The organism is Streptomyces sp. NPDC002640 (assembly GCF_053592575.1).
On sequence record NZ_JBSFVZ010000001.1, the window covers coordinates 376948 to 402987 of the forward strand.

Consider the following 26040-nt stretch of genomic DNA (forward strand, 5'->3'; position numbering starts at 1 on the left):
CCGACCGGGCCCCGCGCACTTCCCGCGCGTACTTCCTCCCGATGCCCCGCGTCCGGACCGGCCCGGACGGGCCGTTCACCTGCGCCATGCAAAAAGTTGAGCCCAACCGGCTCAGGTCTGTTGCCTCCGGTCGTGGGGATGCGGCACACTTGAGCCTGTTCCACTCAAGTCAGCTGGAGGAAGATCACCATGGCACGTGCGGTCGGCATCGACCTGGGTACGACCAACTCGGTCGTCAGCGTTCTGGAGGGCGGTGAGCCCACCGTCATCACCAACGCCGAGGGCGCCAGGACCACGCCGTCCGTCGTCGCCTTCGCCAAGAACGGCGAGGTGCTCGTCGGCGAGGTCGCCAAGCGCCAGGCCGTCACCAACGTCGACAGGACCATCCGGTCGGTCAAGCGCCACATGGGCACCGACTGGAAGATCAACCTGGACGGCAAGGACTTCAACCCGCAGCAGATGTCCGCGTTCATCCTGCAGAAGCTGAAGCGGGACGCGGAGGCCTACCTGGGCGAGAAGGTGACCGACGCGGTCATCACCGTCCCGGCGTACTTCAACGACTCCGAGCGCCAGGCGACGAAGGAGGCCGGCGAGATCGCGGGCCTGAACGTCCTGCGCATCGTCAACGAGCCCACCGCGGCCGCCCTGGCGTACGGCCTCGACAAGGACGACCAGACCATCCTGGTCTTCGACCTCGGTGGCGGCACCTTCGACGTCTCGCTGCTGGAGATCGGCGACGGCGTCGTCGAGGTGAAGGCCACCAACGGCGACAACCACCTCGGTGGTGACGACTGGGACCAGCGCGTCGTCGACTACCTGGTCAAGCAGTTCCAGAACGCCCACGGCGTGGACCTGGCCAAGGACAAGATGGCCCTGCAGCGTCTGCGCGAGGCCGCCGAGAAGGCCAAGATCGAGCTGTCCTCGTCCACCGAGACCTCGATCAACCTGCCCTACATCACGGCCTCCGCCGAGGGCCCGCTGCACCTGGACGAGAAGCTCACCCGCGCCCAGTTCCAGCAGCTGACGGCGGACCTGCTCGAGCGCTGCAAGGTGCCGTTCCACAACGTCATCAAGGACGCCGGCATCCAGCTCAGCGAGATCGACCACGTCGTCCTCGTCGGCGGTTCGACCCGCATGCCCGCCGTCGCCGAGCTCGTCAAGGAGCTGACCGGCGGCAAGGAGGCCAACAAGGGCGTCAACCCGGACGAGGTCGTCGCCATCGGCGCCTCGCTCCAGGCCGGTGTCCTCAAGGGCGAGGTCAAGGACGTCCTGCTCCTGGACGTCACCCCGCTGTCCCTCGGTATCGAGACCAAGGGCGGCATCATGACCAAGCTGATCGAGCGCAACACCACGATCCCGACCAAGCGCTCCGAGATCTTCACGACGGCCGAGGACAACCAGCCGTCCGTGCAGATCCAGGTCTACCAGGGCGAGCGCGAGATCGCGGCGTACAACAAGAAGCTCGGCATGTTCGAGCTGACCGGCCTCCCGCCGGCCCCGCGCGGCGTCCCGCAGATCGAGGTCTCCTTCGACATCGACGCCAACGGCATCATGCACGTGACCGCGAAGGACCTGGGCACGGGCAAGGAGCAGAAGATGACCGTCACCGGCGGCTCCTCGCTGCCGAAGGACGAGGTCGACCGCATGCGTGAGGAGGCCGAGCGCTACGCGGAGGAGGACCACAAGCGCCGCGAGGCCGCCGAGACCCGCAACCAGGGCGAGCAGCTCGTCTACCAGACCGAGAAGTTCCTCAAGGACAACGAGGACAAGGTCCCGGGCGACGTGAAGACCGAGGTCGAGGGCGCGGTCGCCGAGCTGAAGGAGAAGCTCAAGGGCGAGGACATCGCGGAGATCCGCACCGCCACCGAGAAGGTCGCGGCCGTCTCCCAGAAGCTGGGCCAGGCCCTGTACGCCGACGCCCAGGGCGCCCAGGCCGCCGGTGGCGCTCCCACCGACGGTGACACCAAGGCCGCCGACGACGACGTGGTGGACGCCGAGATCGTCGACGACGAGCGCAAGGACGGTGCCGCGTGACGGAGGAGACCCCGGGTTTTGACGAGAAGCCCGACGTCCCCTCCGGCAGCGGTTCCGAAGACGCCGAGCCGCAGGCCGCCGACTCCTCCGCCAAGGAGGAGCCGGCGGCCCCGGCCGGGGACGCGGCACAGTCCGCAGGCCTGACGGCGCAGCTCGACCAGGCCCGCAAGGCGCTCGAGGAGCGCACGGCGGACCTGCAGCGGCTCCAGGCGGAGTTCCAGAACTACCGCCGCCGGGTCGAGCGCGACCGGATCGCGGTCCGGGAGATCGCCGTGGCGAACCTCCTGACCGATCTCCTGCCGGTGCTCGACGACATCGGTCGGGCCCGTGAACACGGCGAACTGGTCGGCGGCTTCAAGTCGGTGGCCGAGTCGCTGGAGACGGTCGCGGCCAAGATGGGCCTGCAGCAGTTCGGCAAGGAGGGGGAGCCCTTCGACCCGACGATCCACGAGGCGCTGATGCACTCGTACGCGCCGGACGTCACCGAGACGACCTGCGTGGGCATTCTGCAGCCCGGGTACAAGATCGGCGACCGGATCATCCGCCCCGCGCGGGTGGCCGTGGCCGAGCCCCAGCCGGGCGCCCAGGCGGGTCAGGCCGAGGAGGCCGCCGCGTCCGGGACCGAGGACGCCAAGAAGTCCGAGGACTCCGCCGCGGGGGACGACAAGGAGAACGGTGGCCCGGACGAGGGCTGACGTGAGACGGCGCGCGCGGCCCGCGCGCGCCGGTGACGGACGGAAGGAGGGACGTCGGGGATGAGTACCAAGGACTTCATCGAGAAGGACTACTACAAGGTTCTCGGCGTCCCGAAGGACGCCACCGAGGCCGAGATCAAGAAGGCGTACCGGAAGCTCGCCCGCGAGTTCCACCCGGACGCCAACAAGGGCAACACGGCGGCCGAGGAGCGCTTCAAGGAGATCTCCGAGGCCAACGACGTGCTCGGCGACCCCAAGCGGCGCAAGGAGTACGACGAGGCCCGCACGCTCTTCGGCAACGGTGGCTTCCGGCCCGGACCGGGCGCCGCCGGAGGAACGTTCAACTTCGACCTGGGCGACCTCTTCGGGGGCGCCCAGGGCGGGGCCGGCGGCGGTGGTGGCGGCTTCGGTGGCGGCGGTGGCCTCGGCGACGTCTTCGGGGGCCTCTTCGGCAACCGCGGCGGCGCCCCGGGCGGCGCCCGCACCCAGCCGCGGCGCGGACAGGACATCGAGTCCGAGGTGACGCTCAGCTTCACCGAGGCGGTGGACGGCGCGACGGTGCCGCTGCGCATGTCCAGCTCCCAGGCGTGCAAGGCGTGTTCGGGGACCGGCGACAAGAACGGCACGCCGCGGGTGTGCCCGACCTGTGTCGGCACCGGCCAGGTGGCCCGCGGTTCGGGCGGCGGCTTCTCGCTGACCGACCCGTGCCCGGACTGCAAGGGCCGCGGCCTGATCGCCGAGAACCCCTGCGAGATCTGCAAGGGTTCCGGCCGGGCCAAGTCCTCGCGCACGATGCAGGTCCGCATCCCCGCCGGGGTGAGCGACGGCCAGCGCATCCGGCTGCGCGGCAAGGGCGCGCCCGGTGAGCGGGGCGGCCCGGCCGGCGACCTGTACGTGGTCGTCCACGTCGACGACCACCCGGTCTTCGGCCGCAAGGGCGACAACCTGACGGTGACCGTGCCGGTGACCTTCACCGAGGCCGCCCTGGGCGGCGAGGTGCGGGTGCCCACGCTGGGCGGACCGCCGGTCACCCTGAAGCTGCCCCCCGGCACGCCCAACGGGCGCACCATGCGCGCCCGGGGCAAGGGCGCGGTCCGCAAGGACGGCACCCGCGGCGACCTGCTGGTCACCGTCGAGGTGAGTGTTCCCACGGACCTGTCGGGGAAGGCTCGGGACGCACTCGAGGCGTACCGCGAGGCGACCGCGGGGGAGGACCCGCGAGCGGAGCTGTTCGAAGCCGCGAAGGGAGCATGACGAGATGGACGGCCGTCGGCGCAACCCGTACGAACTGACCGAGGACACCCCGGTCTACGTCATCTCGGTGGCGGCCCAGCTGTCCGGCCTGCACCCGCAGACCCTGCGTCAGTACGACCGCCTCGGCCTGGTCTCGCCGGACCGCACGGCCGGGCGCGGCCGGCGCTACTCGGCCCGCGACATCCAGCTGCTCCGCCAGGTGCAGCAGCTGTCGCAGGACGAGGGCATCAACCTGGCGGGGATCAAGCGGATCATCGAGCTGGAGAACCAGGTCGCCGCCCTCCAGTCCCGCGTCGCGGAGCTGCAGTCCGCGGTCGAGGGCGCGGCGGCGACGATCCGGGCCCGGGAGGCGGCGGTCCACGCCTCCTACCGGCGGGACCTGGTCCCGTACCAGGAGGCGGCCCGCACCAGCGCGCTGGTGGTGTGGCGCCCGCCGACGCGGCGCGAGCCGTAGGGGACGCCCGCACCGACGCCCGGGGGCGGGGAGAACGTCACGTTCTCCCCGCCCCCGGGCGTTTCGGTGCCGTGCGGGCTCCGTGCGGGCTCAGGGGAGCAGTGCGACGGCCGCTCCGGCCGGGGCGGTCTCGGTGCCGTCGGCGAGGACGGCGGTCACCCGGTAGAACGACGTGGTGCCCCGCGGCGCCGAGGGGTCGGTCCACGACACCCGTCCTCCGTGGTCCACCGTGTGGACCATCACGTAGGCCGTTCCGTCCCAGCGGTACACCCGGTAGCCGGTGGCGTCCTCGCCGCCGTACCAGTTCAGCGACATCTCGCCGCCGTCCTCGATCACGGAGACGTCGACCGGCGAACCGAACTCGGGAGTCTCCTCCGAGGGCCGCAGGTCGAGTTCGCGCACCACGACGACCTTGCCCTCGCGGGTGGACCTGAAGCTGTCGTTCCACGCGGTGTCGATTGCGCTGACGAGGAAGCAGACCTCGTCGCCCTCGGCCGCCGACCGGTGGACGAACTCCGAGGTGTCGGCGGCCTGGTACTCGACGAGGTTGGCGAGGCAGACCTGGCCACCGTCGCCGTCGTCGTACAGCGAGCCCTTGTAGATGCCGTACCGATGCAGGTCCGTCTCGGTGCTGTCGTCCCAGTCGAGGACGAAGCCGTACTCGGTGGGGCTGACGGTGAGCCCGGTGGGTGCGGCGGGAGCCGTGAGGTCCCGCGCCTCGGGCGTGACCTGGGCGCTGCCGGAGGCCGCGGACTCGGTGCCCGCGCTGTCGTACCCCTTCACCGCGTAGTGGTGGGTGACGCCGCCCTCGGCGGTGGTGTCCACGCAGGTCCAGTACCGCCGGCCGTCCTCGGTCACCGGTCCCTTGACCGCGCAGTCCAGCGGCTCGCCGGTGGTGTCCACGGCAGCCGAGGTGGAGCGGTAGACGTGGAAGCCGGCGTAGGCGCCTCCGTCGGCGGGGACCGACCACTTCAGCGAGGCCTTCACGAGACCGGGCGTCGCGGTGAGCGACTGAGGCGCGGCCACCGGGCGGCGCACGGCCGGGGAGGCCGTGGAGAGGGGCGAGACGACTGTCCCGGTCGTGTCGACGGCGGCCACCTGGTACGAGGCGGACACCGAACGGGCCACGGAGGTGTCGCTGTACGCCGTGCCGCCCTCGACCTCCGTCAGCGCCGTGCCGTTGCGGTACAGCTTGTAGGCGCCGGCGCCGGGCACCGCGTTCCACCGCACGCCGACGGCGGTGTCCGTGGCGGTGGCGGTGACGCCGGTCGGGGTGGCGACCCTGGTCGTCGTGATGCCCTTGTCGGCGGTGCCGGTGGAGGTGTTGCCGGCCTTGTCGTAGGCGCGGACCTCGTAGTGGTAGAGCCTGCCGTCCATCGGCGGGGAGTCGGTGTAGGAGGTCGCCGACGCCGTGGTGACGGCGAGCGGCTTCACCGGGTACGAGCCGCCGGAGACACGGCGGTAGACCTGGTAGCCGGCGAGGTCCATCTCGGGGCTCCTGGTCCAGGACAGCTTGGACCTGTAGGTGCTGGGGCTGTAGGTGAGCGCGGCCCCGCCCGGGGTCAGCGGCTTGACCTTGTCCACCGTCGCGGTGGTGCGCGGGGTGTAGGCGAACTTGACGTTGGCGGAGCCGGTCCAGTTGACGAAGTCGATCCGCAGGGAGTGCTTGCCGCTGGGGATGGTGAGGTTGACCGTTTTGGAGACCGTCGAGGAGACGTTCTTCCACAGGTCGACCTTGCGGACGCCGTCGAGGTAGACGCGGATGCCGTCGCGTGAGGAGGCGGTGAAGGTGAAGGGGCCGCCGGAGCCGAAGTCGCGGGTGACGGACCAGCGGACGCCGAAGTTGTTGGACGGCAGGCCGGAGGCCGGTGCGCCGGTGCCCCAGTTCTGGTCGATGGCGCTGTCGCAGTCGGTCTTCTTCGGGGTGCCGGAGAAGGTGGTGTTGGCGAAGAACTGTCGTTTGAACACCGGGGAAGCGCAGTTGACCGCTGCGGAGGCGGTGCTGACGGCGGCGCCGAGCAGGCCACCGGTGGTGGCCAGAACCACCGCGGTGGCGGTGGCCGCGCGAGCCGGGGAGAAGCGGTTCACGGGAGGGGAGCTCCTCAAGAGGTCCGTGGGAGGCGTGCCGTCGGCGGGGACGGCCGTGAGAGCAGACCTCCGAGAGGCGGCCGGGGTTGTGCGCGGGATGTGTGATCTTGGCGCCGATTCCCCGGGAGACCCAGGGAGACGTGTGAAAGCGCACTGGCTATGATTCCGCTCTGTCTTCACACGAGTCGCCGAACGTCGCCCCGGCAGCGCCGCCGGCCGGTTCCGCTTCAGGCGGTTTCCGGCCACGACGCACCCGTCGGCCCGGCGCCGTGGTGGGACACCCTGACCCGAACGCAGAAGTGGGCCCTCCAATGCGTCGTTATGCCATATCCGTCGCCGCCGTCACGCTGTCCTTGTCGCTCGCCGCGTGCGGTAGCTCTCCGGGGGAGGACGACGCCGCCCTGGCCGACGAGAACGACATCACGATCGGCCTGCTGATGCCGGAGAAGGTGATCTCCCGCTACGAGCAGTTCGACTTCCCGATCTTCAAGGACAAGGTCGAGGAGCTCACCGACGGCAAGGGCGAGGTCCGGTACGCCAACGCCGTCGGCGACCAGGACGAGCAGAACCGCCAGATGCGCTCCATGGTCGAGGCCCAGGTCGACGTGATCGTCGTGGACCCGGTGGACGCCAAGGCGGTGGCGCCGGAGGTGACGCGGGCCAAGGAGGCCGGCATCCCGGTGATCGCCTACGACCGGCTGGCCGAGGGCCCGGTCGACGCGTACGTCTCGTTCGACAACACCGTGGTCGGCGAGGTCCAGGGCCGCTCCCTGGCCCAGGCCATCCCGGGCGACACCTACGTGATGATGAACGGCTCGCCCGCCGACCCCAACGCCAAGATGTTCAAGGACGGCGCCCAGGGCGAGCTGAGCGGCCTGACGGTCCTCAAGTCCTACGACACCAAGGGCTGGGACCCCGACGAGGCCAAGAAGAACATGCAGGACGCGATCGCGGAGTTCGGCGCCTCCAAGATCAAGGGCGTGCTCTCCGCCAACGACGGCATGGCCGGCGGCGTGGTCGCCGCCCTGAAGGAGGCCGGCGTCACCGAGATGCCGCCCATCACCGGCCAGGACGCCGACATCGAGGCCGTCCAGCGCATCATCACCGGTGAGCAGTACATGACGGTCTACAAGCCGTACCCGAACGAGGCCGAGGCCGCCGCGGAGATGGCCGTTGCCAAGGTCCGCGGCCACAACATCCAGTTCGACGCGCTCACCCGCGACGCGGTGGACAGCCCCACCCACAAGGACATCCCGGCGGCGCTGGTGCCCGTGGTCGAGCTGACCCGCGACAACATCGAGGAGACCGTCGTCGCGGACGGCATCTACACGGTGAAGCAGATCTGCACGTCGAAGGTGCGCGCCGCCTGCCAGGCCGCCGGCCTTCTCTGAGCAGTCCGACGTCCGTCCGACGTCCGTCCGACGTCCGTCCGACGTCCGTCCGACGTCCGTCCGACGTCCGTCCGCCGACCGGCCCCGGGTCCCCTCGGGGCCGGTCGCGTATTGCGGCACGGGTGCGCCGCCGCGCATAGTGGCGCTGCGAACAGGCAGCGCTACCGGGGGTGGAGAACTGAATGTCCGGTGAGGCGGGCGCGGTCCGTGTTCCGCAGGGACACCCGCACGGTCCCGAGCGCCTCTGCGAGGACGGCGACCGGGTGTACTCCCGTGCCGTCCGCCGGGGCCGGGTGCCGCGCCGCGAGGCCGAGGCGGTGCCCTGCCTGCTGGACCTGGGGCTGCTGCACCCCGACCCCGACGACCTGGAGCAGCTGCTGCCGACGGCCCCGCAGGAGGTCATGACGCGGCTGCTGCGGGAGCTGTGCGCGGAGTTGGGCGACGCGCACCGCAGGGTGGGGTCGGCCCTGTCGGCCGCCGACCGCTACGCGGTGCTGGAGAGCCGCTTCCCGCCGGAGGGCACGGCGGAGGGGCTCGTGGGGGCCGGCACGGGGGTGTCCCTGCGGGTGCTGGACGGGCTGCCGAGGATCCAGACGGCGATCGACGAGGCGACCGGCGCCTGCGTCTCCGAGGTGCTGACCGTGCAGCCGGGCGGGATACGCCCCGAACACGAGCTCAGCGAGGGCCTGCCGCGGGCGATGGAGCTGCGGCGCCGCGGGGTGCGGATGCGGGACCTGTACACGCACGTCGCCCGGCACGGGCAGGGGCTGCTGGGCTACCTGGAGCTGATGGGCGACGCCGTGGAGGCCCGCACCCTGGACGAGGTGCCGGAGCGGCTCATCCTCTTCGACCGCACGGTGGCCTTCGTGCCGGCCAACAACAGCCGCACCATGGCGCTGGAGCTGCGGCATCCGGCGCTGGTGGACTACCTGGCCACCGTGTTCGAGCGGCTGTGGTGGCTGGCGGTGCCGGTCGGCTCGCCCGTCCCCGCCCCGGAGAACGGCGTGCCGGGGGTGTCCCACCGGGAGCGGTCGATCGCCGCGCTGCTGGCCGAGGGGCACCAGGACGCCGCCATCGCCGAACGGCTCGGCATCAGCGTCCGCACCTGCCGGGCACACATCGCGCGCCTGTCCGAGCGGCTGGGCGCCACCAGCCGGACCCAGCTCGGGGTCCGGATCGCCCACGCGGGCCTGGACCGGCCCCCGGGCGCGGACGGCCTGCCGGGCGGGCTCACGGCGTAGCGCCCGGCCTTCCGCCGCCGCGAGGGCCCCGGGCGGGCGCGGCGGGCTCCTGGCCGCCCCTGGGCCGCGTGGGCCGTTGCCGGGGAGCGGGCTGATGGCTGCCCAGGGCGCGCGGGGGCCTGGCTGTCCGCGCGCCGCGCGGCTCTTGCCCGGGCCCGGCGCGGGTCCCCGGCCGTCCTTGCCGCGTGGGCTGCTGCCCGGGGACTCCCGGCTGTCCGCGCGCCGCGCAGCCCCTGCCCGGGCCGCGCGGCGTGGTCCCCGGCCGTCCCGGGCGCGCGGGCGCTGCCCGGGGGGCCTACGCCTCCGGGGCGGTCCCGTGGTCGCCCTCGCAGCCGGGCGGGGCGGACGCCGTGCCGTCGGCCGTGGTGTCCGCGGCTCCGTCGTCCAGCAGGCCCGAGCGGGCGATCAGGAAGCCGAGCTGGGCCCGGCTGCCGCTGCCCAGCGCGGCGGCCAGCTTCGCTATGTGGGCGCGGCAGGTCCGGACGTTCATGCCCAGGCGGCGCGCGATGGCCTCGTCGACCTGGCCCTCGATCAGCAGCCGGGCGATGGTCCGCTGGACCTCCGGGACACCGTCCACGGCGGCCTCCCGGGGCTGCTCCTGGAAGAGCGGAACCGCGTTGCGCCACTGCTGGTCGAAGACCTTGACCAGGTAGTCGACCAGGCCGGGGTGGCGCAGCTCCAGGGCGACCTTGCGGTCGTCCTGGGCGGGGATGAAGGCGACGGAGCGGTCGAAGATCATCAGCCGGTCCACGAGCTCCTGGGCGGTGCGGAACTCCACGTGGGCGTCGTTCATCAGGCGCGCGTAGGTGAGTGTGCCGGGGCTGTGCCGGGCGGTGTGCTGGTACAGGATGCGGGCCCCGATGCCGCGTTCCAGGGCCTCCTGGCCCAGCCGGAACGCCGTGGTGAGCGTGTGCTCGCTGCGGCCGCCACCGGGCTGCACCGACAGGATCTCCGAGCGGCAGTTGGACTGCGCCAGCAGGATCGCCTCGTTGATCCGCTCGACCCCCTCCAGGACGGTCAGCGCGTGGGTGTCGGGCCGGCTGTGCGTCGCGATGGAGAGGAACGGCTCGAAGGCGTGGGTGAGCTGGATCGCCTGCTCACGGCGCTCACGGATCTCCCTCTCCAGAGGGTGCAGCCGCTGGGACAGGGCCGTCATCGGCGGCACGGGGCGGAGCCAGGCCGAGTCGTCGGGATCCGGTTGGAGCAGGGCCAGCTCCAGCAGGCAGGGTGAGGTTTCGGCCTCGGAACGCCGGATGCGGCCCAGGCGGAGGGCATCGGCGTAGAGGCGCCTGCCGTTGTCGCACAACTCCTCCATCCCGTGGGGATGCGTCCCTGTTGTGCCGGTGTGTCGCATATCTCCGCCCCCCAGGGTCCTGAACGTGCAGGAACATGATGCATCTTCGAACTGGCCATCGTGTGCCGGTATGGGCCATCGTTTTGTTTCGGCGGGGGACCGAATTGGGAAGTGAGGACGAAGCCCATCATGTGCAAGAGATTGCTTCTCTCGGCGCTTGCTGTTGCCTTCTCAGCGGGCGCCATCCTCGGTGCCGCCGGCCCGGCGGACTGGGTGTGGGACGGTCCTGGCAAGGACTCCGGCACCTCCGCTCGGGCCGACTGGGTGTGGGACAGCATCTCGGCAGACCCGGAGATCCGCGCCCAGGGCGACTGGGTCTGGGACAGGATCACCGCGGACCCCGCCGGCAGCAAGGCCGAGGCGGGCGTGAGGGCATGACCACGCCGCCGGACGACCGCTCGTTCCGTCGCGAGATGGCCGTGGCCTACCGGTCCGGCTGGCACTTCGTCGACCTGGTCACCGCGATCCCCCACTCCGGTGACTCCCTGATGGTCACCGTGTTCGGGGAACCGGTCGTGGTGACGCGGGACGAGGAGGAGGACGTGCGGGCGTACCGGTGCCTGCGGCGGCCCCGCGGGGCGCCGCAGCCGGTCCGATGCGCCATCCGTTATGGAATGATCTTCGTGAACCTGGACCAAAGGGACCACCGGGAGTTCGCCCCCCACGAGCTTCCGGCGATCCCCTCAGCCACCCCCCGCAGTGCCTGACGGCGATACCCCCAACTTCGACGATCGCCTCAGGCGCTTCCCCCCGGCAGCGGCGCCACCGTGACCTGAACACGGTGGCGCCGCTGTCGTATGTCCGCGGAACCTTTTCCCGCGCCCGCGCATTGAGTGGAATAGACTCAAGTTTGTGGACGTTGGCCGCGTCAGAGTGGGTATCCGACGGGTATCCGCCGCCTGATCGTGTGGCTGCCAGGGAGGAGAAACAGGACGTGGACGCCGAGCTGACCAACAGGAGCCGGGAGGCGCTGAACGCGGCGAGCAGCCGCGCGGTGACCGAGGGGCACCCGGACCTGACGCCGGCCCATCTGCTGCTGGCCCTGCTGTCGGGCCAGGACAACGAGAACATCGTGGACCTGCTGGCCGCCGTCGAGGCGGACCTGGCGGCCGTGCGGCAGGGCGCCGAGAAGGTGCTCGCGGGCCTGCCCAGCGTGGCCGGCTCGACGGTCGCGCCCCCGCAGCCCAACCGCGACCTGCTCGCGGTCGTCGCGGACGCCGGTCAGCGGGCGAAGGAGCTGGGCGACGAGTACGTCTCCACGGAGCACCTGCTGATCGGCACGGCCGACAAGGGCGGCGCGGCCGGGGACGTACTCTCGCGGCAGGGAGCCGACGCCAGGAAGCTCCTGGACGCGTTCCAGAGGATCAGGGGAGGACGCCGGGTGACGACCGCCGACCCGGAGGGCCAGTACAAGGCGCTCGAGAAGTTCGGCACCGACTTCACCGCCGCCGCGCGGGACGGCAAGCTGGACCCGGTCATCGGCCGGGACCACGAGATCCGCCGCGTGGTGCAGGTGCTGTCGCGCCGCACCAAGAACAACCCGGTGCTCATCGGCGAGCCCGGCGTCGGCAAGACCGCCGTCGTCGAGGGCCTCGCCCAGCGGATCGTGAAGGGGGACGTGCCGGAGTCGCTGAAGAACAAGCGGCTGGTGGCGCTGGACCTCGGCGCGATGGTCGCGGGCGCCAAGTACCGCGGCGAGTTCGAGGAGCGGCTGAAGACGGTCCTGGCCGAGATCAAGGACTCGGACGGGCAGATCATCACCTTCATCGACGAGCTGCACACGGTCGTCGGCGCGGGCGCCGGCGGCGACTCGGCGATGGACGCGGGCAACATGCTGAAGCCGATGCTGGCCCGCGGCGAGCTGCGCATGGTCGGCGCGACCACGCTCGACGAGTACCGCGAGCGGATCGAGAAGGACCCGGCGCTGGAGCGGCGCTTCCAGCAGGTGCTGGTCGCCGAGCCGTCCGTCGAGGACACCATCGCGATCCTCCGCGGCCTCAAGGGCCGTTACGAGGCGCACCACAAGGTCCAGATCAACGACAGCGCCCTGGTCGCCGCGGCCACCCTCTCCGACCGCTACATCACCTCCCGCTTCCTGCCGGACAAGGCGATCGACCTGGTCGACGAGGCCGCCTCGCGGCTGCGCATGGAGATCGACTCCTCGCCCGTCGAGATCGACGAACTCCAGCGCTCCGTCGACCGGTTGCGGATGGAGGAGCTGGCCCTCTCCAAGGAGACCGACCAGGCCTCCAAGGAGCGCCTGGAGCGGCTGCGGCGCGACCTCGCCGACAAGGAGGAGGAGCTGCGCGGCCTCAACGCCCGCTGGGAGAAGGAGAAGCAGTCCCTCAACCGGGTCGGTGAGCTGAAGGAGAAGCTGGACGACCTGCGCGGCCAGGCCGAACGCGCCCAGCGCGACGGCGACTTCGACACCGCTTCCAAGCTGCTCTACGGCGAGATCCCGACCCTCGAGCGCGAGCTGGAGGCCGCCTCGGAGGCCGAGGCGGAGGCCAACCGGGACGACACCATGGTCAAGGAGGAGGTCGGTCCGGACGACATCGCGGACGTGGTCGGCTCCTGGACCGGCATCCCGGCCGGGCGCCTGCTGGAGGGCGAGACGCAGAAGCTGCTGCGGATGGAGGACGAGCTGGGCCGCCGCCTGATCGGCCAGAAGCAGGCCGTGGAGGCCGTCTCCGACGCGGTGCGGCGCACCCGGGCGGGCATCGCGGACCCGGACCGCCCCACCGGATCGTTCCTCTTCCTCGGCCCCACCGGTGTCGGCAAGACCGAACTCGCCAAGGCGCTCGCGGACTTCCTCTTCGACGACGAGCGGGCGATGGTCCGCATCGACATGTCGGAGTACAGCGAGAAGCACAGCGTGGCCCGGCTGGTCGGCGCGCCTCCCGGCTACGTCGGCTACGAGGAGGGCGGCCAGCTCACCGAGGCGGTGCGGCGGCGCCCGTACAGTGTGGTGCTGCTGGACGAGGTGGAGAAGGCCCACCCGGAGGTCTTCGACATCCTGCTGCAGGTCCTCGACGACGGCCGCCTCACCGACGGCCAGGGCCGCACGGTCGACTTCCGCAACACCATCCTGATCCTCACCTCCAACCTGGGCAGCCAGTTCCTGGTGGACCCGCTGAGCAGCGAGGAGACCAAGCGGGAGCAGGTGCTGGAGGTCGTGCGGGCGTCCTTCAAGCCGGAGTTCCTCAACCGGCTCGACGACCTGGTCGTCTTCACCGCGCTCACCAAGCCGGAGCTGGAGCGGATCGCCGAGCTGCAGATCGGCCGGCTGGCCAAGCGGCTCGCGGAGCGGCGGCTCACGCTGGACATCACCCCCGCCGCGCTGGCCTGGCTCGCCGAGAAGGGCCTCGATCCGGCCTACGGGGCGCGTCCGCTGCGGCGCCTGATCCAGACGGCGATCGGCGACAGCCTGGCCAAGGAGATCATCTCCGGCGAGATCAAGGACGGCGACACCGTCCGCGTCGACCGCGCCCCCGGGACGGGCGCCGGCCTGACGGTCGAGGCGTCGGCCCAGGGGCCCGCTGAGGCCTGAGCAAGGCCTGAGGAGGGGCTGTCCTGCCGGAAGGCGGGGCGGCCCCTCCGGTCGTCGTGCCGCCGCCTCGGGGGCTACGGGCGGGGCGCGGGGAGGCCGGGCGCCGTGCGCAGTGCCTGGATCGTGGGGCCCAGTTCCGCGTCACCGGTGAGGGTGTCGAGGACCGACGACAGCACCTCGGCGTAGGTGCCCCGTGCCGTCAGGTACCGCTCCCGTCCCGCGTCCGTCAGGACGGCGTAGACGCCGCGCTTGTCGGACGGGCACAGATCCTTGCAGGCGAGGCCGGCGGCCTCCAGCCGCCCCACCAGGCGGGTCACCGAGGACTGGCCGAGACCCACCCGGTCCGCCAGGTCCTGCATGCGCAGCTCGCTCCTGTCGGAGAGGTGCAGGTGCTCCAGCGAGCGGTATTCCGACAGGCCGATGCCGTGTCCGCGATGCAGCGCGAGGGCGAGTTCGCGCTCGACGTGCGCGTGCAGCCTGAGGACCCGGCTCCATGCGGCCTGATCGATGGTCATCGTCGCGCCCTCCGGGGGGTGTTGATTGACAACAGGATACATGTGCATGCAAACTCTTGCCCGTTCCTCCAGCGCTCCGTGCCCGGAGACGCACGCTCCGTATGTAGTTGCAAGTACAAGCACATGCTTGGACATCGCCCTCAAGGAAGGATTAGCCCATGCACTGGCTTCACCTCGCCGTCGCGGTCGTCTTCGAGATCGCCGTGGCCGTCGCGGCGGGCAAGGCCGAAGGGTTCAGGAACCGCCCCTGGACCGCCGCGACCCTCGTCAGCGGCGCCATCGCGACCTACTTCCTCAGCAGGGCGTTGCTGACCTTCGACGTCGGGGTCGGGTACGCCCTGTGGACCTCCGTGGCCGGCGTCGGCATCACCCTCCTGGGAGCGCTGCTCTTCGGCCAGCGCCTGAACTGGCGCAAGGGACTCGGCATCGCGGTCATCATCGCCGGGGTCGTCGGGCTCCAGCTCAGCGGCGCCGCCTGAGACGCCGCCGTTCGGCCTCCGCCCCACCACCACCCCGCCATCACCACGAGAGGACTCACCCACATGTCCCGCACCGTCCGCTCCTCCTCGGGCCAGGCCTGGCTCACGCTCCTTCTCGCCGGCGTCTTCGAGGTCGGCTACGCGCTCGCCGTCGGGGGCAGCCACGGCTTCACCCGGCTGTCCTGGTCCCTGGTGGCCGTGGTGTTCTTCCTCCTGACGCTCTGGGCGCTGAGCGCCGCCCTGCGCAGCATCGACGTCGGCATCGGCTACGCCGTCTGGGCGGGCATCGGGGCGGTCGGCGCCGCTCTGCTCGGACCGGTCCTCTTCGACGAGGTGCTCACCGTGCCGCAGGCCCTGTGGCTGGGCGTCATCATCGTCGGCGTGATCTGGCTCAAGCTCGCCGACAGGCCGGAGGAGGCCCGGGCGGCGGCCGACGCGCCGCGCGTACCGCAGCCCGCGCGGGGCTGACCGGGGCGGCGGTCAGATGGTGAACGCCTCGAGGTGCACCCGGGCGGTGCCGGCGTCCTCGTAGGTGCTCGTGATGTTCAGCGCGTGGGCCTGGCCGCCGGGGCTGTCCGTCGAGCCGCAGAGCGCGGCGGACTCCGGGTGGCAGGACACGCCGCCGGTCTCCAGCGCGGGCCAGTTCCGGGCCGTCCAGTCCGCCACCTCCGCGCGGGGCATCCGGAAGTCGGCCTCGTAGAGCGTGTCCATCCACCGCCGCACCGTGCACTCCGCGTCGGTGGCGCCGGACGGAAGGGTCCCGCCGGCGAAGGCGAGCGCCTCGGCGCAAGGGGCCTCCTGGGTGGAGGTCGCGTCCTCCAGGGCGTCGGCCGCGGCCCACAGGTACCAGACGGCCGCCACCGCCGCCGCGGCCAGCCCGATCAGGGCCGCCCGCCACGCCCTCCGCCCGCGCGTCCCCGCCACGTCGGCCCCCTCCGGTGTCGCGCCGCCCGCCGAGCGGGTCGGATCACGCCATACACGACGCCCCGGCGGCCGCAGGGGTTGCAGCCCCCCTCCCCCCGTGAGGGAGACTGGCGGGAGATCCATACGAAGGGAAAATTACGGTGAGCATCGACCCGTCCTCGATTCCGAACTTCGGGGGCCAGCAGCCCGAGCCGCAGCCCCAGGGACCGGCGGGCCCCGTTGTCCCGGATCAGGACCTGGTGAAGCAGCTTCTCGACCAGATGGAGCTGAAGTACGTGGTGGACGACGAGGGTGACCTCGCCGCCCCGTGGGAGAGCTTCCGCACGTACTTCATGTTCCGCGGCGAGAACGAGCAGGCGATCTTCTCGGTGCGGACGTTCTACGACCGCCCGCACCCCATCGAGGCCAAGCCGCAGCTCCTGGAGGCCATCGACGACTGGAACCGCCGCACCCTCTGGCCCAAGGTCTACACCCACACCCACGACGACGGCACGGTCCGCCTCATCGGCGAGGCGCAGATGCTGATCGGCATGGGCGTCAGCCTGGAGCACTTCGTGTCCTCCACGGTCAGCTGGGTCCGCGCCGCCATCGAGTTCGACAAGCACCTGGTCGAGACCCTGGGCCTGGAGCAGCAGATCGACGAGGCGGAGAAGCCCGACGACGACGCCTGAGCCACCGCGCCCCGCAGGGCCCGCCTGAGCCACGGCGCCCCGCAGACCCCTACAGCGGTGACGTCGCCATGACGACGAGGTACGCCCCGTAGGCGAACGAGAGCCCGGCCAGGGCCGCGACCACCAGCGTCGCGTGCCGCGGCCGGGCTCTCGCCGTGCGGGTCAGCGCGGCGGCGAGCGGCAGCAGCAGCGGGAACGCGGGCAGCAGGAACCGCGGCTTGGACGCGAAGTAGCCGGAGCCGCCCACCGTGATCAGCAGCAGCACCCCGCTGTAGACGATCAGCGGCAGCGGCGCCCGGTCGGCGATCAGCAGCCCGAAGAGCAGCAGCGCCAGCAGGACGATCACCAGGGCCACGGTGAACACCAGCTTGTCCGGGTGGCGCAGCAGGTGCCCGACGAACTCCAGGTTCCCCCGGCCCAGGTCGAAGGCCGAGCCCCACCTGCGCTGGACCTCGAAATAGCCGCCCAGCGGATCCCCCTGCCGCATCCCGACCCACAGGACGAACCCGGCCCATCCGAGGGGCGCGAGCGCCACCGCGGACAGCGGTTTCCCCAGGCTGTGGACGGACAGGCGCCGCTCCCGCACCAGCGCCGCCACGTGCAGGGCGGCGGCGGCCGCCACCGCCGCGGCGACGGCCGCACCGCTGGGCCGTGACAGCCCGGCCAGGCAGGCCAGCGCGCCCGCCCACAGCCACCGGCCGGTCATCGCGGCGTACAGCGCCCAGGCGGCGAGCGCGGTCAGCAGCGGCTCGGTGTAGGCGAGGCTCAGCACCACGGAGTGCGGCATCAGCCCCCACAGCACCGCCAGCAGCACCCCGGCGCCCCGGCCGTGCAGCCGGCGGCCGATCCGGTAGATCCCGCACGCCGCCGCCCCGGCCGCCACCCAGGAGACCAGCACCCCGGCGGCTCCGCCGCTCAGCGGCAGCACCGCCGTCACCCCGCGGATCAGCCAGGGGTAGAGGGGGAAGAACGCCAGGTCGTTGAGGACCAGCCGGGTGTACTCGCGGACCTCGCCGTAGCCGTCGGCGGCGATCCCGATGTACCAGAGCGAGTCCCAGGTGCGGCCGAGCAGCGTGGTGGCGTCCTTGCCCTCGGCGTGCGCCAGCAGGGTCAGCACCAGCACGCCGGCGAACCGGGCGGCGAGGAACAGCGCCAGGGCGGTGACCACCGTGGGCACCGTGCGGCGGGCCGCCCGGGCCGGTGGGTGCGGACCCGGAGCCGCGGGCCTGGGCGCGGCGGTCTTCCGGCGGGAGGGCGACGGCACGAGGGAGGCGAGCATCGGGTTCACACCACGCACGATGCAGGGCAAATAGGACAGGCGTGGTCACGGCACGCCGGACGGCTCCAGGGTTCCCGCCCGCGCCGCGGCCCCGCGCCCGGGTCGCCGTGCCGCGCCCCGCGCCCGGGTCGCCGTGCCGCGCCCCGCGCCCGGGTCGCCGTGCCGGCTCAGAGCCAGCGCTGGGTGGCCGAGCCGTTGCAGGCCTGGCGGAGCAGGAGGAATCCGTTGACCCCCAGGCACTCGCCGGTCCGGTTCACCCGGAGGGTGCCGGTGGAACCGCGGGTCCAGACCTGTGTGTCCCCGACGCCGCACGGCGCCATGTGGATGCTGCCGTAGGAGGTCAGGCAGTGTCCGGTGCTCTGCGAGACGATCTGGACGCCGCCGGAGACCGACCGGAACGTCCAGGAGGCGGCGGCGCCGGAGCAGGACCCCGCGGAGGCGTTGCCCTGCCCGGCTACCAGGCACCTGGAGGTCGAGGCGTTCTGGATGGTGGGGCCGGTGGTGACGCCGCCGCCCGCCGTGCCTCCCGAGGAACCGCCGCTCGACGAACCCCCGCTGGACCCGCCGCTCGACCCGCCCGAGGAACTGCTCGACGATCCGCCCGAGGACCCGGTCGACGAGCCGCCACCGGAGCCCGAACCGGTGTCGGCGCCGGGCTCCTGCCCGCCCGAGCCGCCGTCCGCCGCCCCGCCGTCGCCGGCCCGGTCGTCGCCCTCGCCGCCCCCGTCCTCCCGGTCCCCGGGCTTCTCCTTGTCCGTGTCGTCGTTGTCCTCGTCCTCGTCGTTGTCGGACGGGTCGGACGACGGCGACGCGCTCGCCGCCCCGGAGGGGGTGCCGGAGGAGGCCCCGCCGGCCGTCGCGGGGGCGCTCGCCGTGACCCCGGGCCCGGACGCCCGTCCGTCGGCGTCCGCGTCGTCGATGACGTACGGGAGCAACTGCACCGCCAGGGTGGTGCCGACGCCGATCACCACGGGGATGATCACCGGCAGGAACCGCGTCCGGCGCTTCGGCCGCTCCGCCGCCCCGGCCGGTTCCCGCGGCTTGTCGCGGACGTCCTCCGGCTGCCCGGGCCGCTTCCCCACCGGCTCCCGCGGCGTTTCCGGCGTTTCCGGCTCTTCCCGCTCCTCCGGGCCTTCGGCCTCCGGCAGCCCGGCCGGCACGGGCCGCGCGGCGAAGGCCGCGCGCTCCGCGACCACCTCGGCGACCGGTTCCGGCCAGAGCGGCGCCGTGAGCGGCCCCTGCGCGGTGGCCGACCGCAGCAGCTCGGCAGCCGTCGGGCGGTCCTCGGGCCGCTTCTCCAGGCAGGACCGCACCACGTCGGCGAGTTCCGCGTCCACCTCGGCCAGGTCGCCCAGATCGGGCTCCTCGTGGACGATGCGGTAGAGCACGGCGGGACCGGACTCGTCCCCGAACGGCGGAGCGCCGGTCGCCGCGCAGGCCAGGACCGAACCGAGGGCGAAGACGTCGACCGCGCCGGTCAGCTCACCGCCCCGCTTCCCCGACGCCTGCTCCGGCGCCATGTAGGCGGGCGTGCCGATCACCATGTCGGTGCGGGTCAGCTGGGTCTGGTCGGCCGCGCGGGCGACGCCGAAGTCGATGAGCGTCGCCCCGTCGGGGGTCAGCATCACGTTGGACGGCTTGAGGTCGCGGTGCACCATGCCCAGCTCGTGCACGGCGGCCAGGCTCTCGGCCGCCTCGCGCAGCAGCAGCCACAGCGCGGACGCGGGGAGGGTGCCGCCGCAGAGCGCCCGCGCGTCGCTCAGCGTGATCCCGGGGACGTAGGCCGTGGCGAACCAGGGCGGTCCCGAAGGGCCGGCCGTCCGGTCGCTCACCAGCAGCGGGGCGGTGGAGTCGGCCGGCAGCCTGGCCAGGTTGTCCAGCTCGTGCCCGAAACGCCGCAGGAAGAGTTCACCCTCGTTGCTGAGCGAGGGCAGCACCTGCTTGACGGCGACGTACCGGTCCTCGTACACGCCGAGGTAGACCCGGCCCATGCCGCCCGCGCCGAGACGGCCGAGCACGCGCACCGGGCCGACGCAGCGTGGGTCCGGCGCCTCGAGCGGTGTCGCACCGCTGCCGCGCAGGCCGTCGTGCTCGGTACCGGTCACAGATGCCCCCGTTCAGCGATGCCGCGGCCCGACGCCGCGCCGGCCGGCCCCGCGCGGGCCTCGTGGGGGTGCCACCGGGCGGGCGCGGTCCGGAACGCGTTCAGTGTGCACGGACCGCGCCGGGGGCGAGAGATCTTTCGCAAAGCTTCACCGGACGGCACCCCCGGCCTCGGCGGGGGCGGGGCGGGGGCTGGGCGGGCGTGCGGGGTCAGCCGGCGAGGGAGGCGAGCCGGGTCGCCGCCTCGCGCAGCACCTCGTCCTTCTTGCAGAAGGCGAACCGGACGAACGGCGCGCCCGCCTCCCGGTCGTCGTAGAAGACGGCGGTGGGGATGGCCACCACGCCGGCCCGCCGGGGCAGCTCCCGGCAGAACGCGACGCCGTCGCGCTCGCCGAGCGGGCGGATGTCGGTGGTGACGAAGTAGGTGCCGGACGGGCGGAACACGCCGAACCCGGCGGCCTCCAGGCCCGCCGTCAGCAGTTCCCGCTTGGCGGTGAGGTCGGCGCGCAGCCCGTCGAAGTAGGAGTCGGGCAGCGCGAGCGCCTCGGCCACCGCGTACTGGAAGGGGCCGGCGGAGACGTAGGTGAGGAACTGCTTCGCCGAGCGCACCGCGGTGACCAGCTCCGGGGAGCCGGTGATCCAGCCGACCTTCCAGCCGGTGAAGGAGAACGTCTTGCCGGCGGAGGAGATGGAGACCGTGCGCTCGCGCATGCCGGGGAACGAGGCGAGCGGGACGTGCTCGGCGCCGTCGAAGACCAGGTGCTCGTAGACCTCGTCGGTGACCACCAACAGGTCGCGTTCGACGGCGAGTTCGGCGACGGCGGCCAGCTCCTCACGGGTGAGGACCGTGCCGGTCGGGTTGTGCGGGGTGTTGACCAGCAGCAGCCGGGTGCGGTCGGTGACCGCGTCCCGCAGCTCGTCCAGGTCCAGGCGGAACGCCCCCTCGTGCGGGCGCAGCGTCACCGGCACCCGGCGGCCGCCCGCCATGGCCACGCAGGCGGCGTACGAGTCGTAGTACGGCTCCAGCGCCACCACCTCGTCGCCCGGCTCCACCAGGGCCAGCAGGGCGGCGGCGATCGCCTCGGTGGCGCCCGCGGTCACCAGCACCTCGGTGTCCGGGTCGTACGCCAGGCCGTACCGCCGCCGCTGGTGCTCGGCGATCGCCCGCCGCAGCTCGGGCACGCCCGGCCCCGGCGGGTACTGGTTGCCCCGGCCGTCCCGCAGGGCCCGCACCGCCGCCTCGCGGACCTCCTCCGGCCCGTCGGTGTCGGGGAAGCCCTGGCCCAGGTTGATGGAGCCGGTGGACGCCGCCAGGGCGGACATCTCGGCGAAGACGGTCGTCCCGAACTCGGCGAGACGGCGGTTGAGGAGGGGGCGGTGTGCGGCCCGGTCGGGAGTGCTCATGGCGGCCATCCTCCGCCCAAGCTCTGAGCTTGCTCAACTATGTGTTGGGCGCTTCCGCGCTCGGGCATCACCCCGGCACGCTGAGCGAGCGAGGCGCCCACGGGGGGCCGCTTCGGGGGAAGCGTGGAAGGAGGGCAGTGGCTGTGCTGACTGCCATCATCGTGATCGTCGTGGTGCTGCCGGTGCTGCTGTTCATCGGCTGGGTGGCCTGGATGGCGACGAGGACGGCCCAGCGGCCCGGGGGCGGGGGCGGCGTGTACCGGTCGGGCGGGGGCCGGAGCCGCTCCGGCCACTCCAGCTCCGGCCACACGGGCGCCTGGTGGGCCGGTGACAGCGGGTCGTCGGGGTCCTCCTGCGGGAGCGGTTCCTCCTCGTGCGGAAGCAGCTCCTCGTGCGGCGGAGGGGGCGGGGGCGGCTGCGGCGGCGGAAGCTGACCGTGCCCGGCACCGCGTGCCCGCCGGGGGCTGCGGCCCCCGGCGGGCGGTCGCGCGTTCGGACAAGTGGGCGAATCCGGTGCGACGTTGAACAGGTGAGCCTAAGAGCCCACCGAAGGATGGAAAGCCGATGAACTTGGGTAAAAACGCTGTGGCGTTGCCGGGGTTCGTGATTCCCTCTACTCGCCGACGCAGCCCCGCGGACGGCCGCGCCCACTGACGCGGCCGCCTTTCCCGGCCGGGGCAGAACCGTCTCCCCTGGTGCCGACCCCAGGGGCACCGGTCCGACATCCCCTTCTGCGTGCTTGCGGAGCCGATCCATGCTCACGACCCTTCAGACCTCGTACAGCGACACGCGCGCCTCCGACCTGGCCTGGGCGCTCGGGCGGGAGCCGCAGCCCGCGCTGGCCACCCTCGGCCTCCGATTCACCGACGTCAGCCTGGAGTTGAGGCTGCTCGGCGCCTCCCACCAGGTCATCGTGGAGCGGGAGGACGGGAGTTGCTCGGAGACGGTCGCCTGCATCCCGGGATCGAGCACGCCGCTGCCGCTGGGCGTGGCGAAGCGGGTGGGCGGCTGGGACTACCAGTTCGCGGCCCGGGTGGAGGTGCTCTCGCCGGTGGCGTTCGCCGGGCGGGCGCAGGAGCTGATCGCGCTCGTGTCCGACCACCCGAACGGCCTGGTGGGCGTCTTCCCGGGCAGTCCGCACGCCTTCACGGCGCTGCTCGCCCAGCGCACCCAGGGCGAGACGGTCTGGCGGACCTGGCACGCGTACCCGCAGGACGGCCAGCTGGTCGCCACCCGCACCACGCTGGGTCTGGGCGTGGGGGCGGAGACGGTGACGGGCCTCGGCCGGCTGCCGCTGGCGACGCTGCGCTGAGCCGGGGCGCCCGCCGGCACATCGCGGGGCGCCCGCCGGCACATCGCGGGGCGCCCGCCGGCACATCGCGGGGCGCCCGCCGGTACATCGCGGGGCGCCCGGTGGCGCACACTGCGGGGCGCTCGGTGGTACGCCGCGGCCCCGGTTTCGCGCCAGTACCACCCGAGTGAGTGACGTTAAGCGTTCGATCGGTGACGTACGGTCGTCATGTGATCGAACCGCACGCCCCACCAGCACCATCCGTCCGCGCGTCCGGGGAGAAGGACGCGGGCGGTGCCGGCGAGGGGCGCCGCACGGCGGGCACCGGCGGTGCGACCGGCACGGCCGGGGCGGGTGGGGAGGGTGCGCGAGGCGCCGGCGGCGCGGCGCGGCTGCCGCTGCGGCCGGCGACGGCGCGGTTCCTGGTGCTCGCCGGGGTGTTCGTCTGCGCGGCGTGCGGGCTGGTGTACGAGCTGGAGCTCGTCGCCATGGCCTCCTACCTGATGGGCGACTCGGTCACCCAGGCCTCCGTGGTGCTGTCGGTCATGGTCTTCGCGATGGGCCTGGGCTCGCTGGCCGCCAAGCGGCTGCGGCGCCGTGCGGCGGCGGCCTTCGGCGCGGTGGAGGCCGCGCTCGCCCTGGTCGGCGGGTGCAGTGCCATGGCGCTCTACGCCGTCTTCGCCTGGACCGGCGCGTGGGGCGGGATGTGGCGGGACGGTTCCAGCCTGGTGCTGGTCGCGATCTCCCTGGCGATAGGGCTGCTGATCGGCGTCGAGGTGCCGCTGCTGATGGAGATGATCCAGCGGATCCGGCGGCAGGACCCGGGCGGCGCGGTGGCCGACCTCTTCGCGGCCGACTACGTGGGCGCGCTGGTCGGCGGGCTCGCCTTCCCGTTCCTGCTGCTGCCCCGGTTCGGGCAGCTCGGCGGGGCGCTGCTGACCGGCGCGGTCAACGCGGTGGTGGGCGCGGCGCTGGTGCTGTGGCTGTTCGGGCCGGACCTCGGCCGGCGGGCCCGGCGGGTGCTGCTGGTCGCCAACGTGCTGGTGCTGGCGCTGCTCGGCTCGGCCGCGGCGCTCGCCGACGACTTCGAGCGGGCCGCCGGACGGGCGCTCTACGGGGGCGACCTCCGGGTGGCGGTGCGCACCGAGGCGCAGGACGTGGTCCTCACCGGCGGGCCGGGCCGCCCGCTGGGCCTCTACCTGGACGGCACGCTGCGGGTGGACGCCCGCGACGAGCGGCGGTACCACGAGGCGCTGGTGCACCCGGCGATGAACGGCCCGCGGGAGCGGGTGCTGGTGCTCGGCGGCGGCGACGGCCTCGCGGTCCGCGAGGTGCTGCGGTACCGCGGCGTGCGCGAGGTCCACGTGGTGGACGCCGACCCCGGGCTGGTGCGGCTGGCCCGCACCGACCCGGCGCTGTCCGCGCTCAACGGGCGGGCGTACGGGGACCCTAGGGTGCGGGTCACCGCCGACGACGCGTTCGCGCGGCTGCGGGTGGAGCGGGGCGGGCCGTACGACGTGGTGATCGCCGACCTCCCCGACCCCGGGGACACCGCCGCGGCGAAGCTCTACTCGCGGGAGTTCTACGGGCTGGCCCGGCGGGTGATGGCGCCGGGCGCGCGGCTGGCCGTGCACGCCGGGCCGGTGGCGGCGCGACCGCGGGAGTACTGGACGGTCGAGGCGACGCTGCGGGCGGCGGGCCTGCGGGCGGCGCCGTACCGGGTGGCGGGGGCCGAGGGCCGCGAGTGGGGGCTGTTCCTCGCCTCCTGGGGGCAGCGGGCCCCCCGGCTCGGCCTGGCGCCCGGCGGGCCGCGTCCGCGCACCTTGGAGGAAGGTTCCCTCACGGCGGCGGCCCGGGCGGCCGAGCGGACCAGGATCCGGGGGCTGCCGGCCTCCACGCTGGCCCATCCGCGGCACTGAGGTGGGGTGCGGGGCGTGGGGTGCCTTCTCCCGGGGCGCGGGGCGCGTTTCCGGGTGCCGGGCGGGTCCCGGGTCCTGGGCGCGTGTTTCCGGGGTGCTGCCGGGCGCGTCCCAGGGCGTCGCGGGGCGTTCCGGGGCGTGGAAAACATGTGCCGATCGGCTTTCGGCCGGGGTGCGGTTCGCGTCCCCGTCGGTAATGTCGGGCCCCATGGAGCATGAGGTGTTCGTTCCGGTACCCGCCGACCACCTGGCCGCCGCGCTCGCCGACCCCGACCGGGTCGCCCTGGCCCTCCCCGGGCTCCAGCGGGACGCCGCGGCGGAGGGCGTCGCGGGCCGGCTCAAGCTGCGGGTCGGCGGGAGCAGCGTGACGTACCGCGGCTCCCTGGGCGTCACCCGCCAGGACGACGGCACCTTCACCGCCGAGGGGGTGGGCGGCGAGGCCCGCGGCGACGGCACGGTCCGCGTCACCGTCCGCGTGACCCTGCGCCCCCGGCCGGACGGCACGGTCCTGCACCTCGCCGCCACCGGCAGCGCGAGCGGGCGGATCACCGGCTTCGACCCCGACGCCGTGCGGTCGGCCCTGACCCGTCTGATGGAACGGTTCGCCGCGGACCTGCCGGGGCAGTCAGGAGAGAACGCCGACGACAGCGGGGGAGGGGTGAGCGCAGCGGTGACCGCCGACGGCCACGACGAGGTCCTGCCGGGCGCGGGCGAGCCCCTGGTCCCGGAGTTCGCCCCCGCCGCCGACGGCGACTTCGACGCCCGCCCCGACGCGGAGGACCCCACCCCGGCGCGACCCGACCGGGACGGGTCACCCTCCCACGAGGAGGCGGCGGACACCGCGGCGGCGGCCGAGGCGGCCGGGCCCGCGGGCGGCGCGGGAGCCGGGACGGACGGGAACGTGGACGAGGAGGGGGAGAACGTGGAGCACCAGGACGGACGCGAGCCGCCCCGCACTGACACCGGGACGGCGCCCGACGCCGCCGCCGACAACCGCAACGCCGAGACGGACGCCGCCCCGGCGCCCGACCGGGGCGCGACCCCGGGCGAGGCCCCGGCGACCGACCTGGCGGAGAGCCCGGCGGCGGACGCGGGCGAGGACCCGGGTGCCCACCCGGCGGCGGACGCGCGTGAGGGCACAGAAGCGGGTCCCGGCGAGCCCCCGGCGGCGGACCTCGGCGAGGACGCGGCAGCGGGTTCCGGCAAGGACCCGGCGGCCGGCGCGGGCAAGGACACGGAAGCGGGCCCGGGGGGCAACCGGACGGCGCACGCGGGCGAGAACGCGGCGGCGGACACGGGCGAGGACGCGGCAGCGGGTTCCGGCAAGGACCCGGCGGCCGGCGCGGGCAAGGACACGGAAGCGGGCCCGGGGGGCAACCGGACGGCGCACGCGG

23 protein-coding genes are annotated in these 26040 nt (G+C 73.2%); 16 read left to right on the forward strand and 7 right to left on the reverse strand.

Going from position 1 to position 26040, the window contains the following annotated elements:
* Positions 1-189 precede the first annotated feature (189 nt).
* From dnaK to ACWD3O_RS01730, 4 genes are read left to right on the forward strand one after another with little or no spacing between them, the layout of a single operon-like run.
* Positions 190-2034: a molecular chaperone DnaK gene (dnaK, locus tag ACWD3O_RS01715; RefSeq protein ID WP_451414525.1), complete on the forward strand. Its 1845-nt coding sequence runs from the start codon at positions 190-192 to the stop codon at positions 2032-2034.
* On the forward strand, positions 2031-2729 hold the full coding sequence (gene grpE / locus ACWD3O_RS01720; RefSeq protein WP_451409624.1) for a nucleotide exchange factor GrpE: 699 nt from the start codon (positions 2031-2033) through the stop codon (positions 2727-2729). The genes dnaK and grpE overlap by 4 nt, the downstream gene beginning before the upstream one ends.
* A 60-nt stretch (positions 2730-2789) precedes the next feature.
* Positions 2790-3983, forward strand: coding sequence for a molecular chaperone DnaJ (dnaJ, locus tag ACWD3O_RS01725; RefSeq protein ID WP_451414526.1), 1194 nt, complete (start codon positions 2790-2792; stop codon positions 3981-3983).
* 4 nt (positions 3984-3987) lie between these two features.
* Positions 3988-4437, forward strand: a complete 450-nt coding sequence (locus tag ACWD3O_RS01730) for a heat shock protein transcriptional repressor HspR (protein ID WP_451414527.1) — start codon at positions 3988-3990, stop codon at positions 4435-4437.
* A 90-nt stretch (positions 4438-4527) separates the two neighbouring features.
* Here the strand turns inward: ACWD3O_RS01730 and ACWD3O_RS01735 are convergent, their stop codons facing one another.
* A complete protein-coding gene (locus tag ACWD3O_RS01735) occupies positions 4528-6525 on the reverse strand; it encodes a PA14 domain-containing protein (protein ID WP_451414528.1) in 1998 nt (665 codons plus the stop codon).
* A 311-nt stretch (positions 6526-6836) separates the two neighbouring features.
* Between ACWD3O_RS01735 and ACWD3O_RS01740 the strand changes: the two genes are divergently transcribed.
* Positions 6837-7916, forward strand: coding sequence for a sugar ABC transporter substrate-binding protein (locus ACWD3O_RS01740; RefSeq protein ID WP_451409628.1), 1080 nt, complete (start codon positions 6837-6839; stop codon positions 7914-7916).
* 182 nt (positions 7917-8098) lie between these two features.
* On the forward strand, positions 8099-9157 hold the full coding sequence (locus ACWD3O_RS01745) for a helix-turn-helix transcriptional regulator (protein ID WP_451414529.1): 1059 nt from the start codon (positions 8099-8101) through the stop codon (positions 9155-9157).
* A gap of 295 nt (positions 9158-9452) precedes the next feature.
* Here the strand turns inward: ACWD3O_RS01745 and ACWD3O_RS01750 are convergent, their stop codons facing one another.
* Complete coding sequence (locus ACWD3O_RS01750) at positions 9453-10472, reverse strand: helix-turn-helix transcriptional regulator (protein WP_451414530.1); 1020 nt, start codon at positions 10470-10472, stop codon at positions 9453-9455.
* A 168-nt stretch (positions 10473-10640) separates the two neighbouring features.
* Here ACWD3O_RS01750 and ACWD3O_RS01755 point away from each other — a divergent pair, with 168 nt between their 5' ends.
* The 3 genes from ACWD3O_RS01755 (at position 10641) to clpB (ending at position 14061) form a co-directional block, all read left to right on the forward strand.
* Positions 10641-10889, forward strand: a complete 249-nt coding sequence (locus ACWD3O_RS01755) for a hypothetical protein (protein ID WP_451409631.1) — start codon at positions 10641-10643, stop codon at positions 10887-10889.
* Positions 10886-11218: a hypothetical protein gene (locus tag ACWD3O_RS01760; RefSeq protein WP_451409632.1), complete on the forward strand. Its 333-nt coding sequence runs from the start codon at positions 10886-10888 to the stop codon at positions 11216-11218. Before ACWD3O_RS01755 ends, ACWD3O_RS01760 begins: the two co-directional genes overlap by 4 nt.
* 227 nt (positions 11219-11445) lie before the next feature.
* Complete coding sequence (gene clpB, locus ACWD3O_RS01765; protein ID WP_451414531.1) at positions 11446-14061, forward strand: ATP-dependent chaperone ClpB; 2616 nt, start codon at positions 11446-11448, stop codon at positions 14059-14061.
* 74 nt (positions 14062-14135) lie between these two features.
* Here the strand turns inward: clpB and ACWD3O_RS01770 are convergent, their stop codons facing one another.
* Positions 14136-14576, reverse strand: coding sequence for a MarR family winged helix-turn-helix transcriptional regulator (locus ACWD3O_RS01770; protein WP_451414532.1), 441 nt, complete (start codon positions 14574-14576; stop codon positions 14136-14138).
* A gap of 158 nt (positions 14577-14734) precedes the next feature.
* Here ACWD3O_RS01770 and ACWD3O_RS01775 point away from each other — a divergent pair, with 158 nt between their 5' ends.
* On the forward strand, positions 14735-15055 hold the full coding sequence (locus tag ACWD3O_RS01775; RefSeq protein ID WP_451409635.1) for a DMT family transporter: 321 nt from the start codon (positions 14735-14737) through the stop codon (positions 15053-15055).
* Between the two features lie 63 nt (positions 15056-15118).
* Positions 15119-15523, forward strand: coding sequence for a DMT family transporter (locus ACWD3O_RS01780; RefSeq protein WP_451409636.1), 405 nt, complete (start codon positions 15119-15121; stop codon positions 15521-15523).
* Positions 15524-15535: 12 nt separating this feature from the next.
* On the opposite strand, the gene ACWD3O_RS01785 is transcribed toward ACWD3O_RS01780, so the two are convergent.
* Positions 15536-15979 (reverse strand): hypothetical protein, encoded by a 444-nt coding sequence (locus ACWD3O_RS01785; RefSeq protein WP_451409637.1) that lies wholly within the window; start codon positions 15977-15979, stop codon positions 15536-15538.
* 140 nt (positions 15980-16119) lie between these two features.
* On the opposite strand from ACWD3O_RS01785, the gene ACWD3O_RS01790 reads away from it, so the two are divergent.
* Positions 16120-16650: a YbjN domain-containing protein gene (locus tag ACWD3O_RS01790; RefSeq protein WP_451409638.1), complete on the forward strand. Its 531-nt coding sequence runs from the start codon at positions 16120-16122 to the stop codon at positions 16648-16650.
* Between the two features lie 49 nt (positions 16651-16699).
* Here ACWD3O_RS01790 and ACWD3O_RS01795 read toward each other — a convergent pair whose 3' ends face one another.
* The 3 genes from ACWD3O_RS01795 to ACWD3O_RS01805 form a co-directional block, all read right to left on the reverse strand.
* A complete protein-coding gene (locus ACWD3O_RS01795; protein WP_451414642.1) occupies positions 16700-17929 on the reverse strand; it encodes a hypothetical protein in 1230 nt (409 codons plus the stop codon).
* Positions 17930-18096: 167 nt separating this feature from the next.
* Positions 18097-20034 carry a serine/threonine-protein kinase gene (locus ACWD3O_RS01800; protein ID WP_451414533.1) on the reverse strand — a complete coding sequence of 646 codons (1938 nt, stop codon included), beginning with the start codon at positions 20032-20034 and terminating at the stop codon, positions 18097-18099.
* Positions 20035-20242: 208 nt separating this feature from the next.
* A complete protein-coding gene (locus ACWD3O_RS01805; protein ID WP_451409640.1) occupies positions 20243-21445 on the reverse strand; it encodes a pyridoxal phosphate-dependent aminotransferase in 1203 nt (400 codons plus the stop codon).
* A gap of 134 nt (positions 21446-21579) precedes the next feature.
* Here ACWD3O_RS01805 and ACWD3O_RS01810 point away from each other — a divergent pair, with 134 nt between their 5' ends.
* The 4 genes from ACWD3O_RS01810 to ACWD3O_RS01825 all read left to right on the forward strand — a co-directional run.
* On the forward strand, positions 21580-21870 hold the full coding sequence (locus tag ACWD3O_RS01810; protein WP_451414534.1) for a hypothetical protein: 291 nt from the start codon (positions 21580-21582) through the stop codon (positions 21868-21870).
* A gap of 320 nt (positions 21871-22190) precedes the next feature.
* Positions 22191-22748, forward strand: a complete 558-nt coding sequence (locus ACWD3O_RS01815) for a DUF2617 family protein (protein WP_451409642.1) — start codon at positions 22191-22193, stop codon at positions 22746-22748.
* A 209-nt stretch (positions 22749-22957) separates the two neighbouring features.
* The gene (locus tag ACWD3O_RS01820) at positions 22958-24646 is read left to right on the forward strand and encodes a polyamine aminopropyltransferase (RefSeq protein ID WP_451414535.1); all 1689 of its coding nucleotides are present in this window, start codon (positions 22958-22960) and stop codon (positions 24644-24646) included.
* Positions 24647-24854: 208 nt separating this feature from the next.
* The coding region (locus ACWD3O_RS01825; RefSeq protein ID WP_451414536.1) for an SRPBCC family protein at positions 24855-26040 on the forward strand (1186 nt) is incomplete at its 3' end.